The organism is Pseudomonas sp. CFBP 8770, assembly GCF_014841705.1.
GTDB lineage: Bacteria > Pseudomonadota > Gammaproteobacteria > Pseudomonadales > Pseudomonadaceae > Aquipseudomonas.
In genome coordinates this window covers 100021-117396 of record NZ_JACYUL010000004.1, presented here as the reverse complement: position 1 = coordinate 117396, position 17376 = coordinate 100021, and the positions used below count along the sequence as shown (strand labels likewise).

The 17376-nt window shown below is 62.1% G+C and carries 16 protein-coding genes; 14 read left to right on the top strand and 2 right to left on the bottom strand.

All coding sequences use genetic code 11. The features are described from left to right. Positions 1-6 precede the first annotated feature (6 nt). From ffh to IFT98_RS10105, 11 genes are all read left to right on the top strand, one after another. The gene (gene ffh / locus IFT98_RS10155) at positions 7-1389 is read left to right on the top strand and encodes a signal recognition particle protein (RefSeq protein WP_122714344.1); all 1383 of its coding nucleotides are present in this window, start codon (positions 7-9) and stop codon (positions 1387-1389) included. Positions 1390-1655: 266 nt separating this feature from the next. Then, complete coding sequence (gene rpsP, locus IFT98_RS10150) at positions 1656-1907, top strand: 30S ribosomal protein S16 (RefSeq protein WP_043193034.1); 252 nt, start codon at positions 1656-1658, stop codon at positions 1905-1907. 5 nt (positions 1908-1912) lie between these two features. After that, complete coding sequence (gene rimM / locus IFT98_RS10145) at positions 1913-2449, top strand: ribosome maturation factor RimM (RefSeq protein ID WP_192048413.1); 537 nt, start codon at positions 1913-1915, stop codon at positions 2447-2449. Between the two features lie 3 nt (positions 2450-2452). After that, positions 2453-3205, top strand: coding sequence for a tRNA (guanosine(37)-N1)-methyltransferase TrmD (trmD, locus tag IFT98_RS10140; protein ID WP_192048411.1), 753 nt, complete (start codon positions 2453-2455; stop codon positions 3203-3205). 42 nt (positions 3206-3247) lie between these two features. Further along, positions 3248-3598, top strand: coding sequence for a 50S ribosomal protein L19 (rplS, locus tag IFT98_RS10135; RefSeq protein ID WP_043193039.1), 351 nt, complete (start codon positions 3248-3250; stop codon positions 3596-3598). Between the two features lie 150 nt (positions 3599-3748). After that, positions 3749-4645: a site-specific tyrosine recombinase XerD gene (xerD, locus tag IFT98_RS10130; protein WP_122795269.1), complete on the top strand. Its 897-nt coding sequence runs from the start codon at positions 3749-3751 to the stop codon at positions 4643-4645. A 142-nt stretch (positions 4646-4787) separates the two neighbouring features. Continuing rightward, a complete protein-coding gene (locus IFT98_RS10125; RefSeq protein ID WP_192048409.1) occupies positions 4788-5522 on the top strand; it encodes a DsbC family protein in 735 nt (244 codons plus the stop codon). A gap of 93 nt (positions 5523-5615) precedes the next feature. Beyond that, positions 5616-6920, top strand: a complete 1305-nt coding sequence (locus IFT98_RS10120; RefSeq protein WP_122475085.1) for a homoserine dehydrogenase — start codon at positions 5616-5618, stop codon at positions 6918-6920. 25 nt (positions 6921-6945) lie between these two features. After that, positions 6946-8355 carry a threonine synthase gene (gene thrC / locus IFT98_RS10115; protein ID WP_122714340.1) on the top strand — a complete coding sequence of 470 codons (1410 nt, stop codon included), beginning with the start codon at positions 6946-6948 and terminating at the stop codon, positions 8353-8355. A 134-nt stretch (positions 8356-8489) separates the two neighbouring features. Next, complete coding sequence (locus tag IFT98_RS10110) at positions 8490-12089, top strand: ATP-binding protein (RefSeq protein ID WP_244650928.1); 3600 nt, start codon at positions 8490-8492, stop codon at positions 12087-12089. Positions 12090-12194: 105 nt separating this feature from the next. After that, positions 12195-12662, top strand: coding sequence for a DNA-binding protein (locus tag IFT98_RS10105; RefSeq protein ID WP_192048407.1), 468 nt, complete (start codon positions 12195-12197; stop codon positions 12660-12662). Positions 12663-12702: 40 nt separating this feature from the next. Here the strand turns inward: IFT98_RS10105 and IFT98_RS10100 are convergent, their stop codons facing one another. Beyond that, positions 12703-13341 (bottom strand): response regulator, encoded by a 639-nt coding sequence (locus tag IFT98_RS10100; RefSeq protein ID WP_446730830.1) that lies wholly within the window; start codon positions 13339-13341, stop codon positions 12703-12705. A gap of 275 nt (positions 13342-13616) precedes the next feature. On the opposite strand from IFT98_RS10100, the gene IFT98_RS10095 reads away from it, so the two are divergent. Next, positions 13617-13907: a DUF3509 domain-containing protein gene (locus tag IFT98_RS10095; RefSeq protein ID WP_192048403.1), complete on the top strand. Its 291-nt coding sequence runs from the start codon at positions 13617-13619 to the stop codon at positions 13905-13907. A gap of 36 nt (positions 13908-13943) precedes the next feature. On the opposite strand, the gene IFT98_RS10090 is transcribed toward IFT98_RS10095, so the two are convergent. Beyond that, on the bottom strand, positions 13944-14855 hold the full coding sequence (locus IFT98_RS10090) for a TIGR02285 family protein (RefSeq protein WP_192048401.1): 912 nt from the start codon (positions 14853-14855) through the stop codon (positions 13944-13946). A 180-nt stretch (positions 14856-15035) separates the two neighbouring features. On the opposite strand from IFT98_RS10090, the gene IFT98_RS10085 reads away from it, so the two are divergent. Both IFT98_RS10085 and recJ read left to right on the top strand, forming a co-directional pair. Further along, positions 15036-15575, top strand: coding sequence for a YaeQ family protein (locus tag IFT98_RS10085; protein ID WP_192048400.1), 540 nt, complete (start codon positions 15036-15038; stop codon positions 15573-15575). Between the two features lie 57 nt (positions 15576-15632). Beyond that, entirely contained in the window at positions 15633-17342 is a 1710-nt protein-coding gene (recJ, locus tag IFT98_RS10080) for a single-stranded-DNA-specific exonuclease RecJ (protein ID WP_192048398.1), read from the top strand. Positions 17343-17376 lie beyond the last annotated feature (34 nt).

The following is a 17376-nucleotide window of genomic DNA, read 5'->3' as shown; positions in this document are numbered from 1 at the left end:
CGCGACATGTTTGAAAACCTTACAGACCGCCTCTCGCAGACGCTGCGCCACGTCACCGGCAAAGCCAAGCTGACCGAGGACAACATCAAAGACACCCTGCGCGAAGTGCGCATGGCGCTGCTCGAAGCCGACGTCGCCTTGCCGGTGGTGAAGGACTTCGTCAACAAGGTCAAGGAGCGTGCGGTCGGCACCGAGGTTTCGCGCAGCCTGACCCCAGGCCAGGCGTTCGTGAAGATCGTCCAGGCCGAGCTCGTCGAGATGATGGGCGCGGCCAACGAGGAACTGAGCCTGGCGGTGACCCCGCCGGCGGTCATCCTCATGGCCGGCCTGCAGGGTGCGGGCAAGACCACTACCGCCGGCAAGCTGGCGCGGTACCTCAAGGAACGCAAGAAGAAGACCGTGATGGTGGTGTCGGCAGACGTCTACCGTCCGGCAGCCATCAAGCAGCTGGAAACCCTGGCCAGCGATATCGGCGTGACCTTCTTCCCGTCCGACATCAGCCAGAAGCCCGTGGACATCGCCAACGCCGCGATCCGCGAGGCCAAGCTCAAGTTCATCGACGTGGTCATCCTCGACACCGCCGGGCGCCTGCACATCGACGCCGAGATGATGGGCGAGATCCAGCAGCTGCACGCGGCGGTCAAGCCGGCCGAAACCTTGTTCGTGGTCGACGCCATGACCGGCCAGGACGCGGCCAACACGGCCAAGGCCTTCGGTGATGCGCTGCCGCTGACCGGCGTGATCCTGACCAAGGTCGACGGCGACGCACGCGGCGGTGCCGCACTGTCGGTGCGTGCCATCACCGGCAAGCCGATCAAGTTCATCGGCATGGGTGAGAAGAGCGAAGCGCTCGAGCCGTTCCATCCCGACCGAATTGCGTCGCGTATTCTGGGCATGGGCGACGTGCTCAGCCTGATCGAGCAGGCCGAGCAGTCGCTGGACAAGGACAAGGCCGACAAACTGGCCAAGAAGCTGAAGAAGGGCAAGGGCTTCGACCTCGAAGACTTCCGCGACCAGCTCGTACAGATGAAGACCATGGGCGGCCTCGGCGGCCTGATGGACAAGCTGCCGAGCATCGGCGGTGTGAACCTCTCGCAGATGGGCAACGCCCAGAATGTCGCCGAGAAGCAGTTCAAGCAGATGGAAGCCATCATCAACTCCATGACCCCGGCCGAGCGCCGCGACCCCGACGTGATCAGCGGGTCGCGCAAGCGTCGCATTGCCATGGGCTCGGGTACCCAGGTGCAGGACATCGGTCGCTTGATCAAGCAGCACAAGCAGATGCAGAAGATGATGAAGAAGTTCTCGACCAAGGGTGGCATGGCCAAGATGATGCGCGGCATGGGCGGCATGCTGCCCGGCGGCGGTGGCGGCATGCCCAAGATGTAAAGCATTGCGTCGGCACGAGAACCCTGCGGGAACGGGCATAGCCTGCTCCCACAAGCACATACCTCGTGCCGATGAATACCCTGGCCATGTGGCCAAACTCCGTTGCTTGCAACGGCTCATAGGCAAATCCTCGCTGCAAGCCTCGACCTATCGGAAAAAGGCATTTGCAAATGTCCGTGTATTCCCTGAGAATATGCGGCCTTTCGGGCACCCGTGTGCCCGCTGTGCATTATGATTTGCAGCACCGACTACAGGAACGATGTTCAATGCTAACCATCCGTCTTGCCCGTGGCGGCTCCAAAAAGCGCCCGTTTTACCAACTGACCGTAACCGACTCGCGCAACCCGCGTGACGGTTCCCACAAAGAGCACGTGGGTTTCTTCAACCCTGTTGCCCGTGGTCAGGAAATCCGTCTGTCCGTGAACCAAGAGCGCGTCAACCACTGGTTGAGCGTCGGTGCACAGCCTTCTGAGCGTGTTGCTCAGTTGCTGAAGGAAAATGCCAAGGCCGCGGCCTGAGCAATATGAACGCGACGCCAGATTCCGCTGATGACTTGATCGTCGTCGGCAAGATTTTCTCGGTACACGGCGTTCGCGGCGAGGTGAAGGTCTTTTCCTTTACCGATCCGATTGAAAACCTGCTGCAGTACACCTCCTGGACGCTCCGGCGCGAAGGCGTGACCAAGCAGGTAGAGCTGGTCAGCGGCCGATCCACGCAAAAGGATCTGGTTGCCAAGTTGAAAGGCCTGGACGATCGCGACGAAGCCAGTCTTCTGTCCGGTTACGAGATTTGCATCTCGCGCAGCCTTTTGCCCGACCTGGCCGAAGATGACTACTACTGGTATCAGCTTCAGGGCCTGAAGGTCATCGACCTGCAAGAGCAACTGCTCGGCAACGTCGATCACCTGTTGGAGACCGGCGCCAACGATGTAATGGTGGTGAAGCCCTGCGCGGGCAGCCTGGATGATCGTGAACGCCTGTTGCCCTATACGGCGCAATGCGTGTTGAAGGTCGACCTGGCCGCTGGCGAGATGAGGGTGGATTGGGACGCGGACTTCTAGGCGATGGCAACCCTTCGCGTGGAAGTGATCACCCTGTTCCCCGAGATGTTCTCGGCCATCAGCGAGTACGGCATTTCCAGCCGCGCGGTGAAACAGGGGTTGTTGCAACTAACCTGCTGGAATCCGCGGGACTACACCACGGACCGTCACCACACAGTGGATGACCGGCCCTTCGGCGGTGGTCCGGGAATGGTAATGAAGATCAAGCCCCTGGAAGACGCTCTGGTTCAGGCCAAGGCTGCGGCAGGGGAAGCGGCGAAGGTGATCTACCTGTCGCCCCAGGGCCGGCCGCTGGTACAGGGTGCGGTGAAACAACTGGCGATGTCCGAATCATTGATTCTGATCGCCGGGCGATACGAAGGCATCGACGAGCGTTTCATTGAAGCTCATGTCGATGAAGAGTGGTCTGTTGGCGACTATGTGCTGTCGGGCGGTGAATTGCCTGCCATGGTCCTGATCGATGCGGTTACACGACTGCTGCCCGGAGCTTTGGGGCATGCGGACTCCGCGGAGGAAGATTCCTTCACCGACGGTCTGCTCGATTGCCCGCACTACACCCGACCGGAGGTGTATGCGGATCAGCGTGTTCCCGACATATTGCTTAGCGGCAATCATGCACACATCCGGCGCTGGCGTTTGCAGCAGTCCCTTGGGCGGACCTACGAACGACGTGCCGATCTTCTGGAAAGACGCTCGCTTTCTGGAGAAGAGAACAAGCTGCTGGCGGAGTATCTCCGCGAGCGGGACGATAGTTAACGTATCGATGGTAAGTCAGACGATTTACCTTAGGAGCACAGCATGACCAACAAAATCATCCTTGCACTCGAAGCAGAGCAGATGACCAAAGAAATCCCTCCCTTTGCCCCGGGCGACACCATTGTCGTTCAGGTGAAAGTGAAGGAAGGCGATCGCTCGCGTCTGCAGGCGTTCGAAGGCGTTGTTATCGCCAAGCGCAACCGCGGCGTGAACAGTGCTTTCACCGTTCGTAAAATCTCCAACGGTGTAGGTGTTGAACGTACTTTCCAGACCTACAGCCCGCAGATCGACAGCATGGCCGTGAAACGTCGTGGTGACGTGCGCAAAGCCAAGCTGTACTACCTGCGCGACCTGTCTGGTAAAGCAGCACGTATCAAGGAAAAACTGTCCTGAGTACAGTTTGTTTCTGATGCAGAAAAAGGCAGCCTTCGGGCTGCCTTTTTTGTGGGCGAGGGTGTGTGGGCGAGTCCTCTGCCTGCGAAGGCGTCGCCTCGGCCCTGCGCCCTGTTATCATCCCCGCACCCCCACAGTCCTGCGATTCCGATGCCTGCCCTCGACCACCCCCTGATCGACCAATTCCTCGACGCCCTCTGGCTGGAAAAAGGCCTATCGGAAAACAGTCGCAACAGCTACCGCAGTGACCTTGCGCTGTTCAACGGTTGGTTGCACGAGCGTGGCATCGCGCTGGACGCGGCGGGTCGCGATGTACTGCTCGATCACCTGGCCTGGCGGGTCGAGCAGGGTTACAAGGCCCGCTCCACGGCGCGGCTGCTGTCGGGCGCGCGCGGCTTCTACCGCTACCTGCTGCGCGAAAAGCTGATCGGTGCCGACCCGACCCTGCAGATCGACATGCCGCAACTGGGCAAACCGTTGCCCAAATCGTTGTCCGAAGCCGACGTCGAAGCGTTGTTGCAGGCGCCCGATCTGAGCGAGCCGATCGGCCAGCGGGATCGAGCCATGCTGGAAGTGCTGTATGCCTGCGGTCTGCGCGTGACCGAGTTGATCAGCCTGACCCTGGATCAGGTCAATCTGCGCCAGGGTGTATTGCGCGTGGTGGGCAAGGGCAACAAGGAGCGCCTGGTGCCGATGGGCGAGGAAGCCGTGGTCTGGGTCGAGCGATACCTGCGCGACGGACGCCACGAGTTGCTCGGCGGCAGGCCCAGCGACGTGGTCTTTCCCAGCCAGCGTGGCGAGCAGATGACGCGACAGACCTTCTGGCATCGCATCAAGCATCAGGCCCAGGTCGCCGGCATCGCCAAATCGCTGTCGCCGCACACGCTGCGACATGCCTTCGCCACGCATCTGCTCAATCACGGTGCGGATCTGCGCGTGGTGCAGATGCTGCTCGGCCACAGCGACCTGTCGACCACGCAGATCTACACCCACGTGGCACGCGCGCGTCTGCAGGAACTTCACGCCAGGCATCATCCGCGCGGATGAAAGAGGATGTTCCAGAGCTGTGTCGAGGGTTGTCCAGAGTCGGTCTTGGCCAATGAATGTGGTAGGCTTGCCCGGTTTATGCAGCGGGCTGTGACGAGCTGATCGTCCACCGCCCCTCAAGTCCGTCGCTTCAGGAGTTCCCATGCGCGTGACCCGCCTTTTCGCCGCCGCAGCCCTTGCGTTGGCCAGCACCTTTGCCGTTGCCGACCCGGCCGCGGAACAAGCGATTCGCAAGACCCTGCAGACCCTGCAACTGGAAGTGCCGATCGAAAGCGTCGCCGCCAGCCCGCTCAACGGTCTGTACGAGGTCAAGCTCAAAGGCGGTCGCGTGCTGTACGCCAGCGCCGACGGTCAATTCGTCATGCAGGGCTACCTGTTCCAGATCCTGGACGGCAAGCCGGTCAATCTCACCGAGAAAACCGAGCGGCTGGCCATCGCCAAGACCGTCAACGCCATCCCGGTAGCCGATACCGTGGTGTATCCCGCAGTGGGCGAAACCAAGTCGCACATCACGGTATTCACCGACACCACCTGTCCGTACTGCCACAAGCTGCACGCCGAAGTACCCGAGCTGAACCGCATGGGTGTCGAGGTCCGCTACGTCGCGTTCCCGCGCCAGGGCCTGAAATCGGCCGGTGACGAACAGCTGCAGGCCGTCTGGTGCTCCAAGGACCGCAAGGCAGCCATGGACAAGATGGTATCGGGCGATACCATCAAGGCGCCTTCGTGCGCCAACCCGGTTGCCAGGCAGTTCGAGCTGGGCCAGTCGATCGGTGTCACCGGCACGCCAGCCATCGTGCTGGAGAACGGCCAGGTCATTCCGGGTTACCAGCCAGCCGCCAACGTCGCCAAGCTGGCCCTCGACGCGAAAGGCTGAGTGGCACTCGCACGTCATCAATAGCCGAAGGCTCAAGGCCTGCGGCCAGTATCACGACCGTCATCGAGGCGGTCGTTTCATGGGGAGTTCAGAGTGAAACCGGTCAAAGTAGGCATCTGTGGGTTAGGTACCGTCGGTGGCGGCACCTTCAACGTACTTCAGCGCAACGCCGAGGAGATTGCCCGCCGTGCCGGGCGCGGTATTGAAGTGGCGCAGATCGCGATGCGCTCGCAGAACCCCAATTGCCAGATCGCCGGTACCCCCATTACCAACGATGTCTTCGCCGTGGCCTGCAACCCGGATATCGATGTCGTCATCGAGCTGATCGGTGGCTACGGCATCGCGCGCGAGCTGGTACTCAAGGCCATCGAAAACGGCAAGCACGTAGTCACCGCCAACAAGGCGCTGATTGCAGTGCACGGCAACGAGATCTTCGCCAAGGCACGCGAGAAGGGCGTGATCGTTGCTTTCGAAGCCGCAGTGGCGGGTGGCATCCCGGTGATCAAGGCCATCCGCGAAGGCCTTTCGGCCAACCGCATCAACTGGGTCGCGGGCATCATCAACGGTACGGGCAACTTCATCCTGACCGAAATGCGCGAGAAAGGCCGTACCTTCGAGGACGTCCTGGCCGAAGCGCAGGCCCTGGGCTATGCCGAGGCCGACCCTACCTTCGACGTGGAAGGTATCGATGCGGCGCACAAATTGACCATCCTGGCGTCCATCGCCTTCGGCATTCCGCTGCAGTTCGACAAGGCCTACACCGAAGGCATCACCCGCCTGACCACCGCCGACGTCAACTACGCCGAAGCCCTGGGCTACCGCATCAAGCATCTGGGCGTGGCGCGCAGCACCGAGCGCGGTATCGAGCTGCGGGTGCACCCTACGCTGATCCCTGCCGACCGTCTGATCGCCAACGTCAATGGCGTGATGAACGCAGTGATGGTCAACGGCGACGCGGCCGGTTCAACCCTGTTCTACGGCGCCGGTGCGGGCATGGAGCCGACTGCATCGAGCGTGGTCGCCGACCTGGTCGATGTGGTCCGCGCCATGACCTCGGACCCGGAGAATCGGGTGCCGCACCTGGCCTTCCAGCCGGATTCGCTTTCCGCTCACCCGATCCTGCCCATCGAAGCCTGCGAAAGCGCCTACTACCTGCGCATTCAGGCCAAGGATCATCCGGGCGTGCTGGCGCAGGTGGCGAGCATCCTGTCCGAGCGCGGCATCAACATCGAGTCGATCATGCAGAAAGAGGTCGAGGAACATGACGGCCTGGTGCCGATGATCCTGCTGACCCATCGCGTCGTCGAACAGCACATCAATGATGCCATCAAGGCGCTGGAAGCCTTGCAGGGCGTGGTCGGCCCGGTTGTGCGCATCCGTGTCGAGCACTTGAACTAAGCGGCAGCTGCCAGAGGAATTCGCAATGCGTTATATCAGTACTCGCGGTCAGGCCCCGGCCCTGAACTTCGAAGAGGTCCTGCTCGCCGGTCTGGCCAGTGACGGTGGCCTCTATGTGCCGGAGAACCTGCCGCGGTTCACCCAGGAAGAGATCGCCTCGTGGGCGGGCCTGCCTTATCACGAGCTGGCATTCCGGGTCATGCGTCCGTTCGTCACCGGCAGCATTCCGGATGCCGACTTCAAGAAGATTCTCGAAGAAACCTACGCGGTATTTGCCCATGCTTCCGTGGCACCGTTGCGCCAACTGGGCGGTAACGAGTGGGTGATGGAGCTTTTCCACGGGCCAACGCTGGCGTTCAAGGACTTCGCCCTGCAGTTGCTGGGTCGCTTGCTTGACTACGTACTGGCCAAACGTGGCCAGCGCGTGGTGATCGTTGGCGCCACCAGTGGCGACACCGGTTCGGCTGCGATCGAAGGCTGCAAGCACTGCGAGAACGTCGACATTTTCATCCTGCATCCGCACGAGCGTGTCTCAGCAGTTCAGCGTCGGCAGATGACCACGATCGCTGGCGACAACGTGCACAACATCGCCATCGAAGGCAATTTCGATGACTGCCAGGAAATGGTCAAGAACAGCTTCGCTGACCAGAGCTTCCTCAAGGGCACGCCGTTGGTGGCAGTGAATTCGATCAACTGGGCGCGAATCATGGCCCAGATCGTCTACTACTTCCACGCGGCGCTGCAGCTGGGCGGCCCGGCACGTTCGGTGGCGTTTTCGGTGCCCACCGGCAACTTCGGCGACATCTTCGCCGGCTACCTGGCGCGCAACATGGGCCTGCCGATCAACCAGCTGGTGGTGGCCACCAACCGCAACGACATTCTGCACCGCTTCATGAGCGGCAACCAGTACGTCAAGCAGACCCTGCACGCGACGTTGTCGCCGTCGATGGACATCATGGTGTCGTCGAACTTCGAACGCCTGCTGTTCGACTTGCACGGTCGCAACGGCGCGGCCATTGCAGGCCTGATGGACAACTTCCGCCAGGGCGGCGGTTTCAGCGTTGATGAAGAACGCTGGACCGAGGCGCGCAAGCTGTTCGACTCGCTGGCGGTCAGCGACGAGCAGACCTGCGAGACCATCGCCCAGGTATTCGCCGAATGCGGTGAGGTCCTCGATCCGCACACGGCCATTGGCGTACGCGCGGCTCGCGAATGCCGTCGCAGCCTCGACACGCCCATGGTGGTGCTGGGAACGGCGCACCCGGTCAAGTTCCCCGAAGCCGTGCAGAAAGCTGGCGTAGGCAAGGCCCTCGAGTTGCCGCCGCACTTGGTCGATCTGTTCGAGCGCGAAGAGAAATGCACCGTGTTGCCCAACGACCTCTCGGCCGTACAAGCCTTCGTCAGCCAACATGGCAACCGCGGCAAGCCGCTCTGATGGCATGCAGCCTCGCGTTTGACGCGATCTGAAACACATAAAGCCCGCCCGATGCGGGCTTTATGCTTTTTACAGTGCCAAGCTTATGCAACTTTTTCCTGGGCCCTTTTGGCCCGCAGGCAAGGATGCATGGCATGAAACCCACACTGACCTCGTTTTTCACGCTCGCAGGGGTGACGGCGTGGATGACGGGGTTGTTCATGGCGGTTGCCATCCTTTCGCCCAGCCTGGCAATGGCTGCCCAGAGCCTGCCTTTCGCCTTGGTTGCACCCTTCGCGCAACTTTCTCCACTGCCGCTTTCCAGCACCGAACAGCAGTGGCTGAAACGCCACGGCACGCTCAGAGTGGGTGTTTCGCTGGCTGATCACGAACCCATCGACATCACCAGCGATCGCAACCGCTATCAGGGCGTGAGCGCCGACTACCTGAGCCTGATCGGCAGCCGGCTGGGGGTCGAGTTGCGGGTGTTGGGGTTCGCGCAGCGCAGCGAGGCGGTGCAGGCGCTCAAGGATGGAGAAATCGATCTGCTGACCAGCGCCAATGCCTTCGAGCAGGCCATCGACGGCCTGGCCTTTTCCAAGGAGTACATGCCCGACCGCGGCGTCATCGTGCGCCGCGCGGGCAGCAAGCACAGCAGCGGCCTGGCCGGCGAGAAGGTCGCGCTGGTGGATGGCTATGCCGACGATGCGACGGTGCAGCGCGTGTATCCCGACAGCCGCATCGTGGTTGCACCCAGCCTGAGCAGTGGCCTGCAGGCGCTGCACCAAGGTGATGTCGACGCCATGATCAGCAACGAGGTGATCGTGCGCGCCTACAACGCGCTGCGTCCCTACCTGGCTCTGGATATCGTCGGCCCGAGCGGTCTGCCGCCCGTGGGCTACACCATTGCCAGCCGCCGGGCCGATCCGTTGTTGGGGCAAATGGTCGAGCGTGCCCTGGCCAGCCTCGACGATGGCCTGCGCCGCGAGATCCTGACCCGCTGGACCACCGGACTGGGCTCGGAAATCGGCCACCATCGAGTGCCGCTGGAACCCGCCGAGCAAGCCTGGATCGCCCAGCACCGCCAGGTGCGTGTAGTCGCCACGCAGTATCCTCCCTATCTGTACAGGGACCGCCAGGGAAACTGGGTAGGACTCAACAGCGAAGTGCTGGCAACGCTGTCCCACATGACGGGCCTGCAGTTCGTCTATCTGCCTTCCAACTCCATGGCGCAGAGCCTGGACATGCTCAAGCTCGGCAAGGCCGATATGAATACCACCCTCTCGGAAACGCCGGACCGCAAGGCGTTCTTGAGTTTCAGCCATTCATTCGGTGGCCAGGGCTGGGTCTTCATCGTCCGTGCCGAGGATCTGCCCATCGGCCATCTGGACGAGCTGGCCGGCAAGGTCTTGGCGATCCCGGCCGAACACGCCCTGGAAAGCGCGATCCGTATGCAGTATCCGCACATCAAGCTGCGCCTTGTGAGCACCTACGACAAGGCGCGCGAGATGGTGGCAAGCGGCGAAGCGGATGCCACCATCGACAGTGAAGTGGGCGCCTATCGTGCGGTCGGGCGTTACCCGCCCGGCGTGCTCAAGGTCGGACGCAATGTCGATGGCGAATGGTCGCCCGACCGTTTTGCCATTCGTGCCTCGGAACCCGAGCTCATGGCCATCATCAACAAGGCGCTGGAGGCCTATCCGGTAGCGGAGCTGCGTGCAGCGCGTTTGAAGTGGCTGGGTGCGGTAGTGCCTCCCGAGCCCATGTGGCAACGCATTGCCACCTGGGTCTATTGGCTGCTGGCAGCAGCGCTGGTGCTGGGCGCCGTATCGCTGTTGTGGAGTGGTCGACTCAAGGCGCAGATCCGTCAGCGGCTCAAGGCCGAGCAGGCGCTCAACGATCAACTGGCATTCCAGCACGCATTGCTCGATGGCATTCCCGGGCCCATCTATGTCCGCGACCTGCAGGCGCGGCTGTTGTCCTGCAACAAGAGTTACGAGAAGAGCTTTGCCACCCGCCTGCAGGACATCAAGGGTCGTACATTGCAGGAAGTCGCGGTGGTCAATGCCAACGAAGCCGAGCAGATGCACCGTGACTATCTCAAGCTGCTGGACGATCAGCAGCCGGTGTCCACCGATCGGCAGATCCAGATGCACGGCCGCAAGGTTCACGCCTGGCAATGGATCGTGCCGTTCTATAACGCCGAGGGCCAGTTGCAGGGTCTGCTGGGCGGCTGGATCGACATTTCCGAACGCAAGCGTCTCGAAGACCAATTGGTCGAGGCGCGGCACACTGCCGAACAGGCCAATCAGGCCAAAAGTGCTTTTCTGGCGACCATGAGCCATGAGATCCGTACGCCCATGGCAGCCATCATCGGTCTGCTCGAGCTGGAGCGCGAGCGGCGCAAGCGAGACGACCAGCCAGTGTCGGAGGCGCTCGAAGTGGCCTGGCGTTCGGCGCAGGAGCTCATTGCCCTGATCGGCGACAGCCTGGACCTGGCGAAGATCGAATCGGGCAGCATGCTGCTGGCCGAGCAGGTAACCGAAGTGAGGCCATTCTTCGACGGTATGCTCGGCCTGTTCTCGGCCCAGGCTGCGAGCAAGGGCATAGCGCTGGATCTCGATATTGCGCCGACCGTGCCCAACACGTTCTGGTTCGATCCGCTGCGGTTGCGGCAAGTGGTCCACAACCTGCTCGGCAACGCCTTGAAGTTCACCCGCCAGGGCAGTGTGAGCCTGGCGGTCGCTGCGCAGCCTTGCAGTTCAGGCCAATGGCAAATGACCATTGTGGTCAGTGACACAGGTGCGGGCATCACACCCACTCGACAGGCCAGGCTGTTCAGGCCGTTCGTTCAGGGCGGCGTGGACGTGCAGCAGGAATCCGCAGGCACCGGTCTGGGTTTGAGCATCTGCAAGCAACTGGTCCAACTGATGGGTGGCACGATCAGCCTGCAGAGTACCGAAGGCAAGGGGACTCGGGTCGAAGTGCAGATTGATGTGCGGCATCAGGCTGAACATGACGCGGTACCGACCGTGCACGTCCGGCCCGAGAGCGCTGCGCTGGATATCCTGGTGGTGGACGACCTGTCGGCGAATCGGATGGTGCTGACCCAGCAGTTGCAGTTCCTCGGACATCGGGTGCAGGACGCCAGCGACGGCGTGAGTGCGCTGGCTGCGTGGCAGGCCAGGCATTTCGATCTGGTGCTTACCGACTGCAATATGCCCGGCATGAACGGCCATGCCTTGTGCAGAGCCATCCGCCTGCAGGAGGCAGAGTCCGCCGCGGCTCCGGTCACGCTCATCGGTTGCACCGCCAATGCCATGCAGGACGAGCGGTTGCGCTGCGCCGAAGCGGGCATGGATGAACTGCTGGTCAAGCCAATAGCGCTCGACAAGCTGGCGCAGATCATTGCCGACATGCAGCAAGGCCCGGCATTCTCCATGCAGGCGCTGCATCACCTGACCCAGGCGGACGGTGAGGGCATCAGGCGAATGCTCGATGAGCTCTCGCGCAACCTGGAGGCTGAAAGCCGGACGTTGGCCGAGGTCGTCGAAACGCTGGATCGGGTGCGCCTGCACGAGGTGCTGCATCGGCTTCACGGCATTGCCTGCTTGATCGATGCCGCGCCTTTGGCGCGCGTGCTGGCCAAGATGGACGGGTGCTGCCAGTCGGGCAGTGACGAGCAATTGGCCTTCCATGGTGCCGAGCTACATCGCGAGATCGTCAGGCTGGCGACGGCAATAGCGCGCTACTAGGAAAATTCTTAGAAACTTTCGGACTTGTCCTATCCCAAGCGTGCCGCTTGCCCTTTAGAGTGCCCGTCAATGCGCAGCTCGATGCGCTCACTCGAGGTTTCATTCATGCGTTCGCTCAGAGTTCTGGTGCTTGAAGACATTCCGTACCAGCTGATCGCCATGCATCAGGTGCTCAATGCGTGTGGCGTGTTCGATGTCCTGACCGCGCAAAGTTTCAATGCGGCGTGCCTCTCGCTGGAAAAGCGTCAGGGCGTCGATATCGTGATCTGCGAGGTGACCGTGGCCGGCCTGGACATGGGCGAGCTGATCGGGCATCTGGCCGCAACCGGGTTGGCACGGGCGCTGATCATCTACAGCAATGGGTCGCAGCCGGTGGAGCCGTTCATGGCATTGGCGCGGCAACATCGGCTACCACTGCTGGGCGTGCTGCATACACCTGTGTCAGCCGCCGCAGTGCATGGCCTGCTGCAGGATTACCAGCACAGCGTCAGAGCACGGGCCGTGCTGCCCCTGCCTGAAGTGCACGAGATCAGTCACTTCGAAGGCGCCTGGTCTTTGCCTTTGCGCCCCTAGGGCTGCCCCTCGGCGCTCGCCACGCCTGCCGGGGTCGCGTTCATTTCAGTCCGTGGGCCTGCAGGTAGATATACAGCGCAGCATCGTTGCCGATGCCCAGCTTGCGCATGGCACTCACTTTCTGTGCACTTATCGTCTGCTTGCTGCGGTTCAGCTGCGCCGCGATTTCATTCACCGAGAGGCCCTGCGCCAGCAGCCGCGTTATCTCAAGCTCGCGAGGCGACAGGTCGACATGGCCGGTGATCCGCCTTGTGGGGGTATCGCTCGGCAGTGCCAGGATGCTCTTCACCGATTGGGCCACGAACGGCTTGTTGCGCTTGAGGCTGGCAATCGCTGTGGGCAGTTCGTTCACCAGGCTCGCCTTGCCCAGCAGGCCAGCGACTCCCAGGTTCAGGATCGAGCGCAACAGGCCTGGGTTGGTCAGCATGGTCACCACCAATATGGGCAGCTTCGGCCAATGCCGGCGAACGTACGCGATCAGCCGCAGGCCATCGCTCTGTTCCTTGGAAGGCATCATGAAGTCGGTGATCAACAGGCCGCACTCGGTTTCGCTCAGGCAGCGTGTCAGCTCCTCCGGCGAGGAGGCTTCGGCCACTACGCGCAAACCAGGGTCTCGTTCCAATACGGCACGCAGGCCGATGCGAAAGATCGGATGGTCATCGGCCAGCACGATCCGCAGAGGGGCGATCAGTGGGTCGGTCAAGGCGGGCTCCGGTGACGGGCGAATCAGACGATGAATTCTGGCACACCTGTGGTCCATTCCCGATCTGTTTTGTAGTCCATTTCTGGGCATGCAGGCGCCAAATCGAATAATCAGAAATGTCCTACATTCGCGCTGTCATATTCTATCGGCAACCTCGGTAATAGTCTGACATGGCTTGCTCAGAACTTTTTTCGCTGGGGAGGGGTCAGTGTCATGCACCTTAAGAATTCGAACAGACGAGTGGTGATGCGATGAAGAATATCAGCCTGTTGCTCAATGAAGCCCTGACGCCGTATCGCGTGACGCTCGAGGGCCAAGATAGCCTTGGCAATTGCCAGGTCGTGGTGATGAGCGCGGCTGGGAGTGTGGTGACCAAACGTTTGGTCAACCGCAGTCAGTTCGAGGATCTGCGTTCGTTTACCGACGTAGTCGATGGTCTGCACCGTGATCTGTTGGTCGCCGAGGGGCGTCTGGAGCCGTCGATGATCGCGGCGCTGCGCAATGTTTCGCAAAGTGCCGGATTCAGTCACGCGCTGGTCTGACATTCATCGAAGGATGGTGGCCTGTGTAATCCTCACTCAGCGCTGACTGCTCATGGCCTCTTTGCGATGGGCATCGAACAGCGCGGTGGTTTCTCGCAGATAAGCCGGCCGCTCGGCAGGGGCCAGCCACTGGGCATAAAACTCTGCCAGCTGACCGCTCCTGAGCTCCAGCAATACTGAATTCAGCGCCGCCAGGACGCGATGGCTCGCGGGGCTGTCGGAGCAGCCGACATGGATGAACTGCGAACGCGCTGCGCCTTCGATGGGGACCTCCACCAGTTGTTCCGGGTCCAGGCCTTCCTGGCGCGCCTGATAGCGCGCTTCCTGCCAGTAGCCGATCAAGGCCTTGATTCGCCCCAACCTTTCCATGCGCAGCAGGCTGCCCATGGCCTCGTTGCCATGATGGGCCAGAAGCTGGTAACTGTCGGTCTCTGCAAGAATCCGGTCGACGACGGAGCCGTAGCTTCGCTCGGCGATAATACCCAGGGCCACGGTCCTGCTGCGCAGAAGCGCGCTCAGGTCGACCTTGCCGTCCTGCATGAATCCGGCAATGAGCGGTAGGTCAGCGCGCTGCATGATCAGTGTATTGCTCAGCACGTTCATGCTTGGCACGGAATAGAGGATGCTGCGCGCCCGCTCTGCGGTCCAGAGCAGGGCAGGATCGCAGTTGAGGCCGGGCTCGCCGAGCATCTGCGAAGCACGCGCACGGTTGACCCTGAGGACATTGTGGTCGTAGTCCGGCAACGCCGCGCGCAGCAGTGGCAGGGCCAGGTCGACGGCGCCCTGGTTCCGGCCCGGGCCGCTGGTTATGGTCAGCGGCGCCAGGTCGCGCAGCAGCCATGTGATGGTTTCCCGGCCATGGGCAAGCGGTGAGTTGAGCAGGCAGGAGCACAGCGCCAGTGCCAGGAGAAGGCTGCTGGTCGGCAGAATTCTGGAACACGAGTCCATGGCATTCCTTGCACAGGGGGTAGGGCGTGGGTGTCCGTTTTTGAAACAGTGCGCCATCTTTACCACACCCGGGCCCCTGATCAAAACGCGCCGCAGGGTCGCACCGTCCCGTGGTGGTCGTTGATCAGGCCGGCATCGGGTAGACTGTCGGCCTTTTCCTGTTCCCAAGAAGCCTGCCTAATGGCCCAGCCGTCGACCACCTACAAATTCGAACTCAACCTCACCGATCTGGACCGCAGCGTTTACCAGACCGTCAAGCAGACCATCGCACGTCACCCCTCCGAAACCGAAGAGCGGATGACTGTGCGCTTGCTTGCCTATGCGCTTTGGTACAACGAGCAGGTGTCTTTCGGCCGAGGTCTGTCGGATGTCGATGAAGCTGCGCTGTGGGAAAAGAGCCTGGATGGCCGGATCCTGCATTGGATCGAAGTCGGCCTGCCCGATGCCGATCGCCTGACCTGGTGTTCGCGGCGTACCGAACGCACCAGCCTGTTGGCCTACGGCAGTTTGCGCGTATGGCAGACCAAGGTGGTCGATGCGGTCAAGAACCTGAAGAACGTCAACATTGCCGCTGTCCCCCAGGACGTGCTCGAGATCTTGGCCAAGGACATGCCGCGGGTCATCAAGTGGGACGTCATGATCAGCGAAGGCACGGTGTTCGTCACCGATGACCGTGGTCAGCACGAAGTCCAGCTCGAGTGGCTGCTGGGCGAGCGCTAGGCCGCCCAGGTTCCAACTTTCCTCCTTTGTCTTGCAGTGAGAACCGCCCCAGGCCCCATGCGCATCGAACCCCGTCAATTGCCCCAGACCCTGCCTTTCCTCGGCGATATGCCGCCCCTGCTGAATCGCCTCTATGCGGCACGTGGCGTGTCGAGCGCAGAGGAGCTGGACAAGAGCCTGGCGCGCCTGATTCCCTTTCAGCGGCTCAAGGGCATCCAGGCAGCCGTCGAACTGCTGGTGACGGCGATCGACCAACGCCAGCGCATCCTGATCGTCGGTGATTTCGATGCCGATGGCGCAACGGCCAGTGCGGTCGGTGTGCTCGGCCTGCGTTTGCTGGGCGCCGCACACGTCGACTACCTGGTGCCCAATCGCTTCGAGTACGGCTATGGCCTGACCCCGGAAATCGTCGCAGTCGCCCTGCAGCGCGAGCCGCAATTGCTGGTTACCGTGGACAACGGCATTTCCAGTGTCGAAGGTGTAGCTGCGGCCAAGGCGGCCGGGCTGCAGGTGCTGGTGACCGACCACCACTTGCCGGGGCACGAGTTGCCAGCTGCGGATGCCATCGTCAACCCCAACCAGCCAGGCTGCGAGTTCCCCAGCAAGAATCTGGCGGGCGTCGGGGTGATTTTCTACGTACTGATGGCGCTGCGGGCGCGGCTGCGCGAGCTGGGCCGCTATGCGCAGGTGCCGCAGCCCAATATCGGTGAGCTGCTGGACCTGGTGGCATTGGGCAGCGTGGCGGACGTCGTGCCGCTGGACGCCAACAACCGCATTCTGGTGCACCAGGGCCTGGAGCGAATCCGCGCGGGCCGCGCGCGGCCGGGCATCACGGCGATCCTCGAAGTGGCACGTCGCGAGCATGCGCGCATCACCTCGACCGACCTGGGGTTCATTCTCGGGCCGCGCCTCAACGCGGCCGGCCGCCTGGATGACATGAGCCTGGGCATCGAGTGCCTGCTGAGCACTGACTTGCCCAGCGCCCAGACCATCGCGGCGCAGCTCGATGGCTTGAATCAGGACCGCAAGTCGATCGAGCAGGGCATGCAGCGCGAAGCCCTGGCTCAGCTCAAGGAACTGGCGCTGGAGTCGATGCCGTTTGGCTTGTGCCTGTTCGATGCACAATGGCATCAGGGTGTGATCGGCATCCTCGCGTCGCGCCTCAAGGAGCGCTACCACCGCCCGACGATTGCCTTCGCCGACGCCGGTGACGGGCTGCTCAAAGGCTCGGCACGCTCGGTCCAGGGCTTTCATATCCGCGACGCGCTGGATGCGGTGGCGGCCAGGCATCCGCAGTTGATCAGCAAGTTCGGTGGGCATGCGATGGCTGCCGGACTGACCCTGCCGCAGGAGAACTTTCCGGCCTTCTGCGAGGCATTCGACGCGCAGGTGCGCACCCAGTTGTGCGAGGAAGATCTGACCGGACGCCTGCTGTCGGACGGTACCCTGGGCGCCGAGGAATTCCATCTGGAGCTGGCGCGCGCCCTGCGCAACGCCGGCCCGTGGGGGCAACATTTCCCGGAGCCGATGTTCCATGGGGTGTTCCAGCTGGTGGAGCAGCGTGTAGTGGGCGAGCGGCACCTGAAGGTCACGCTCAAGACCGAGTGTGGCAGCGTCAGCCTGGACGGCATCGCTTTCGGCATCGACCGCGAAGTGTGGCCCGATCCTTCGATACGCTGGGTACAGTTGGCCTACAAGCTGGATCTGAACGAGTTTCGCGGACGTGAAACGGTGCAGCTGCTGATTACCCACATCGAGCCGCGCTGAACCGCGCAACCCTGCCCAGCCGCGGAACCACGCT

Coding starts and splice junctions, on each gene's coding strand:
- IFT98_RS10085 (WP_192048400.1), top strand. CDS start 15,036: ATGGCCCAGCCGTCGACCACCTACAAATTCGAACTCAACCTCACCGAT.
- thrC (WP_122714340.1), top strand. CDS start 6,946: ATGCGTTATATCAGTACTCGCGGTCAGGCCCCGGCCCTGAACTTCGAA.
- IFT98_RS10095 (WP_192048403.1), top strand. CDS start 13,617: ATGAAGAATATCAGCCTGTTGCTCAATGAAGCCCTGACGCCGTATCGC.
- rplS (WP_043193039.1), top strand. CDS start 3,248: ATGACCAACAAAATCATCCTTGCACTCGAAGCAGAGCAGATGACCAAA.
- IFT98_RS10110 (WP_244650928.1), top strand. CDS start 8,490: ATGAAACCCACACTGACCTCGTTTTTCACGCTCGCAGGGGTGACGGCG.
- recJ (WP_192048398.1), top strand. CDS start 15,633: ATGCGCATCGAACCCCGTCAATTGCCCCAGACCCTGCCTTTCCTCGGC.
- trmD (WP_192048411.1), top strand. CDS start 2,453: ATGGCAACCCTTCGCGTGGAAGTGATCACCCTGTTCCCCGAGATGTTC.
- IFT98_RS10105 (WP_192048407.1), top strand. CDS start 12,195: ATGCGTTCGCTCAGAGTTCTGGTGCTTGAAGACATTCCGTACCAGCTG.
- IFT98_RS10125 (WP_192048409.1), top strand. CDS start 4,788: ATGCGCGTGACCCGCCTTTTCGCCGCCGCAGCCCTTGCGTTGGCCAGC.
- rimM (WP_192048413.1), top strand. CDS start 1,913: ATGAACGCGACGCCAGATTCCGCTGATGACTTGATCGTCGTCGGCAAG.
- xerD (WP_122795269.1), top strand. CDS start 3,749: ATGCCTGCCCTCGACCACCCCCTGATCGACCAATTCCTCGACGCCCTC.
- IFT98_RS10090 (WP_192048401.1), bottom strand. CDS start 14,855: ATGGACTCGTGTTCCAGAATTCTGCCGACCAGCAGCCTTCTCCTGGCA.
- ffh (WP_122714344.1), top strand. CDS start 7: ATGTTTGAAAACCTTACAGACCGCCTCTCGCAGACGCTGCGCCACGTC.
- rpsP (WP_043193034.1), top strand. CDS start 1,656: ATGCTAACCATCCGTCTTGCCCGTGGCGGCTCCAAAAAGCGCCCGTTT.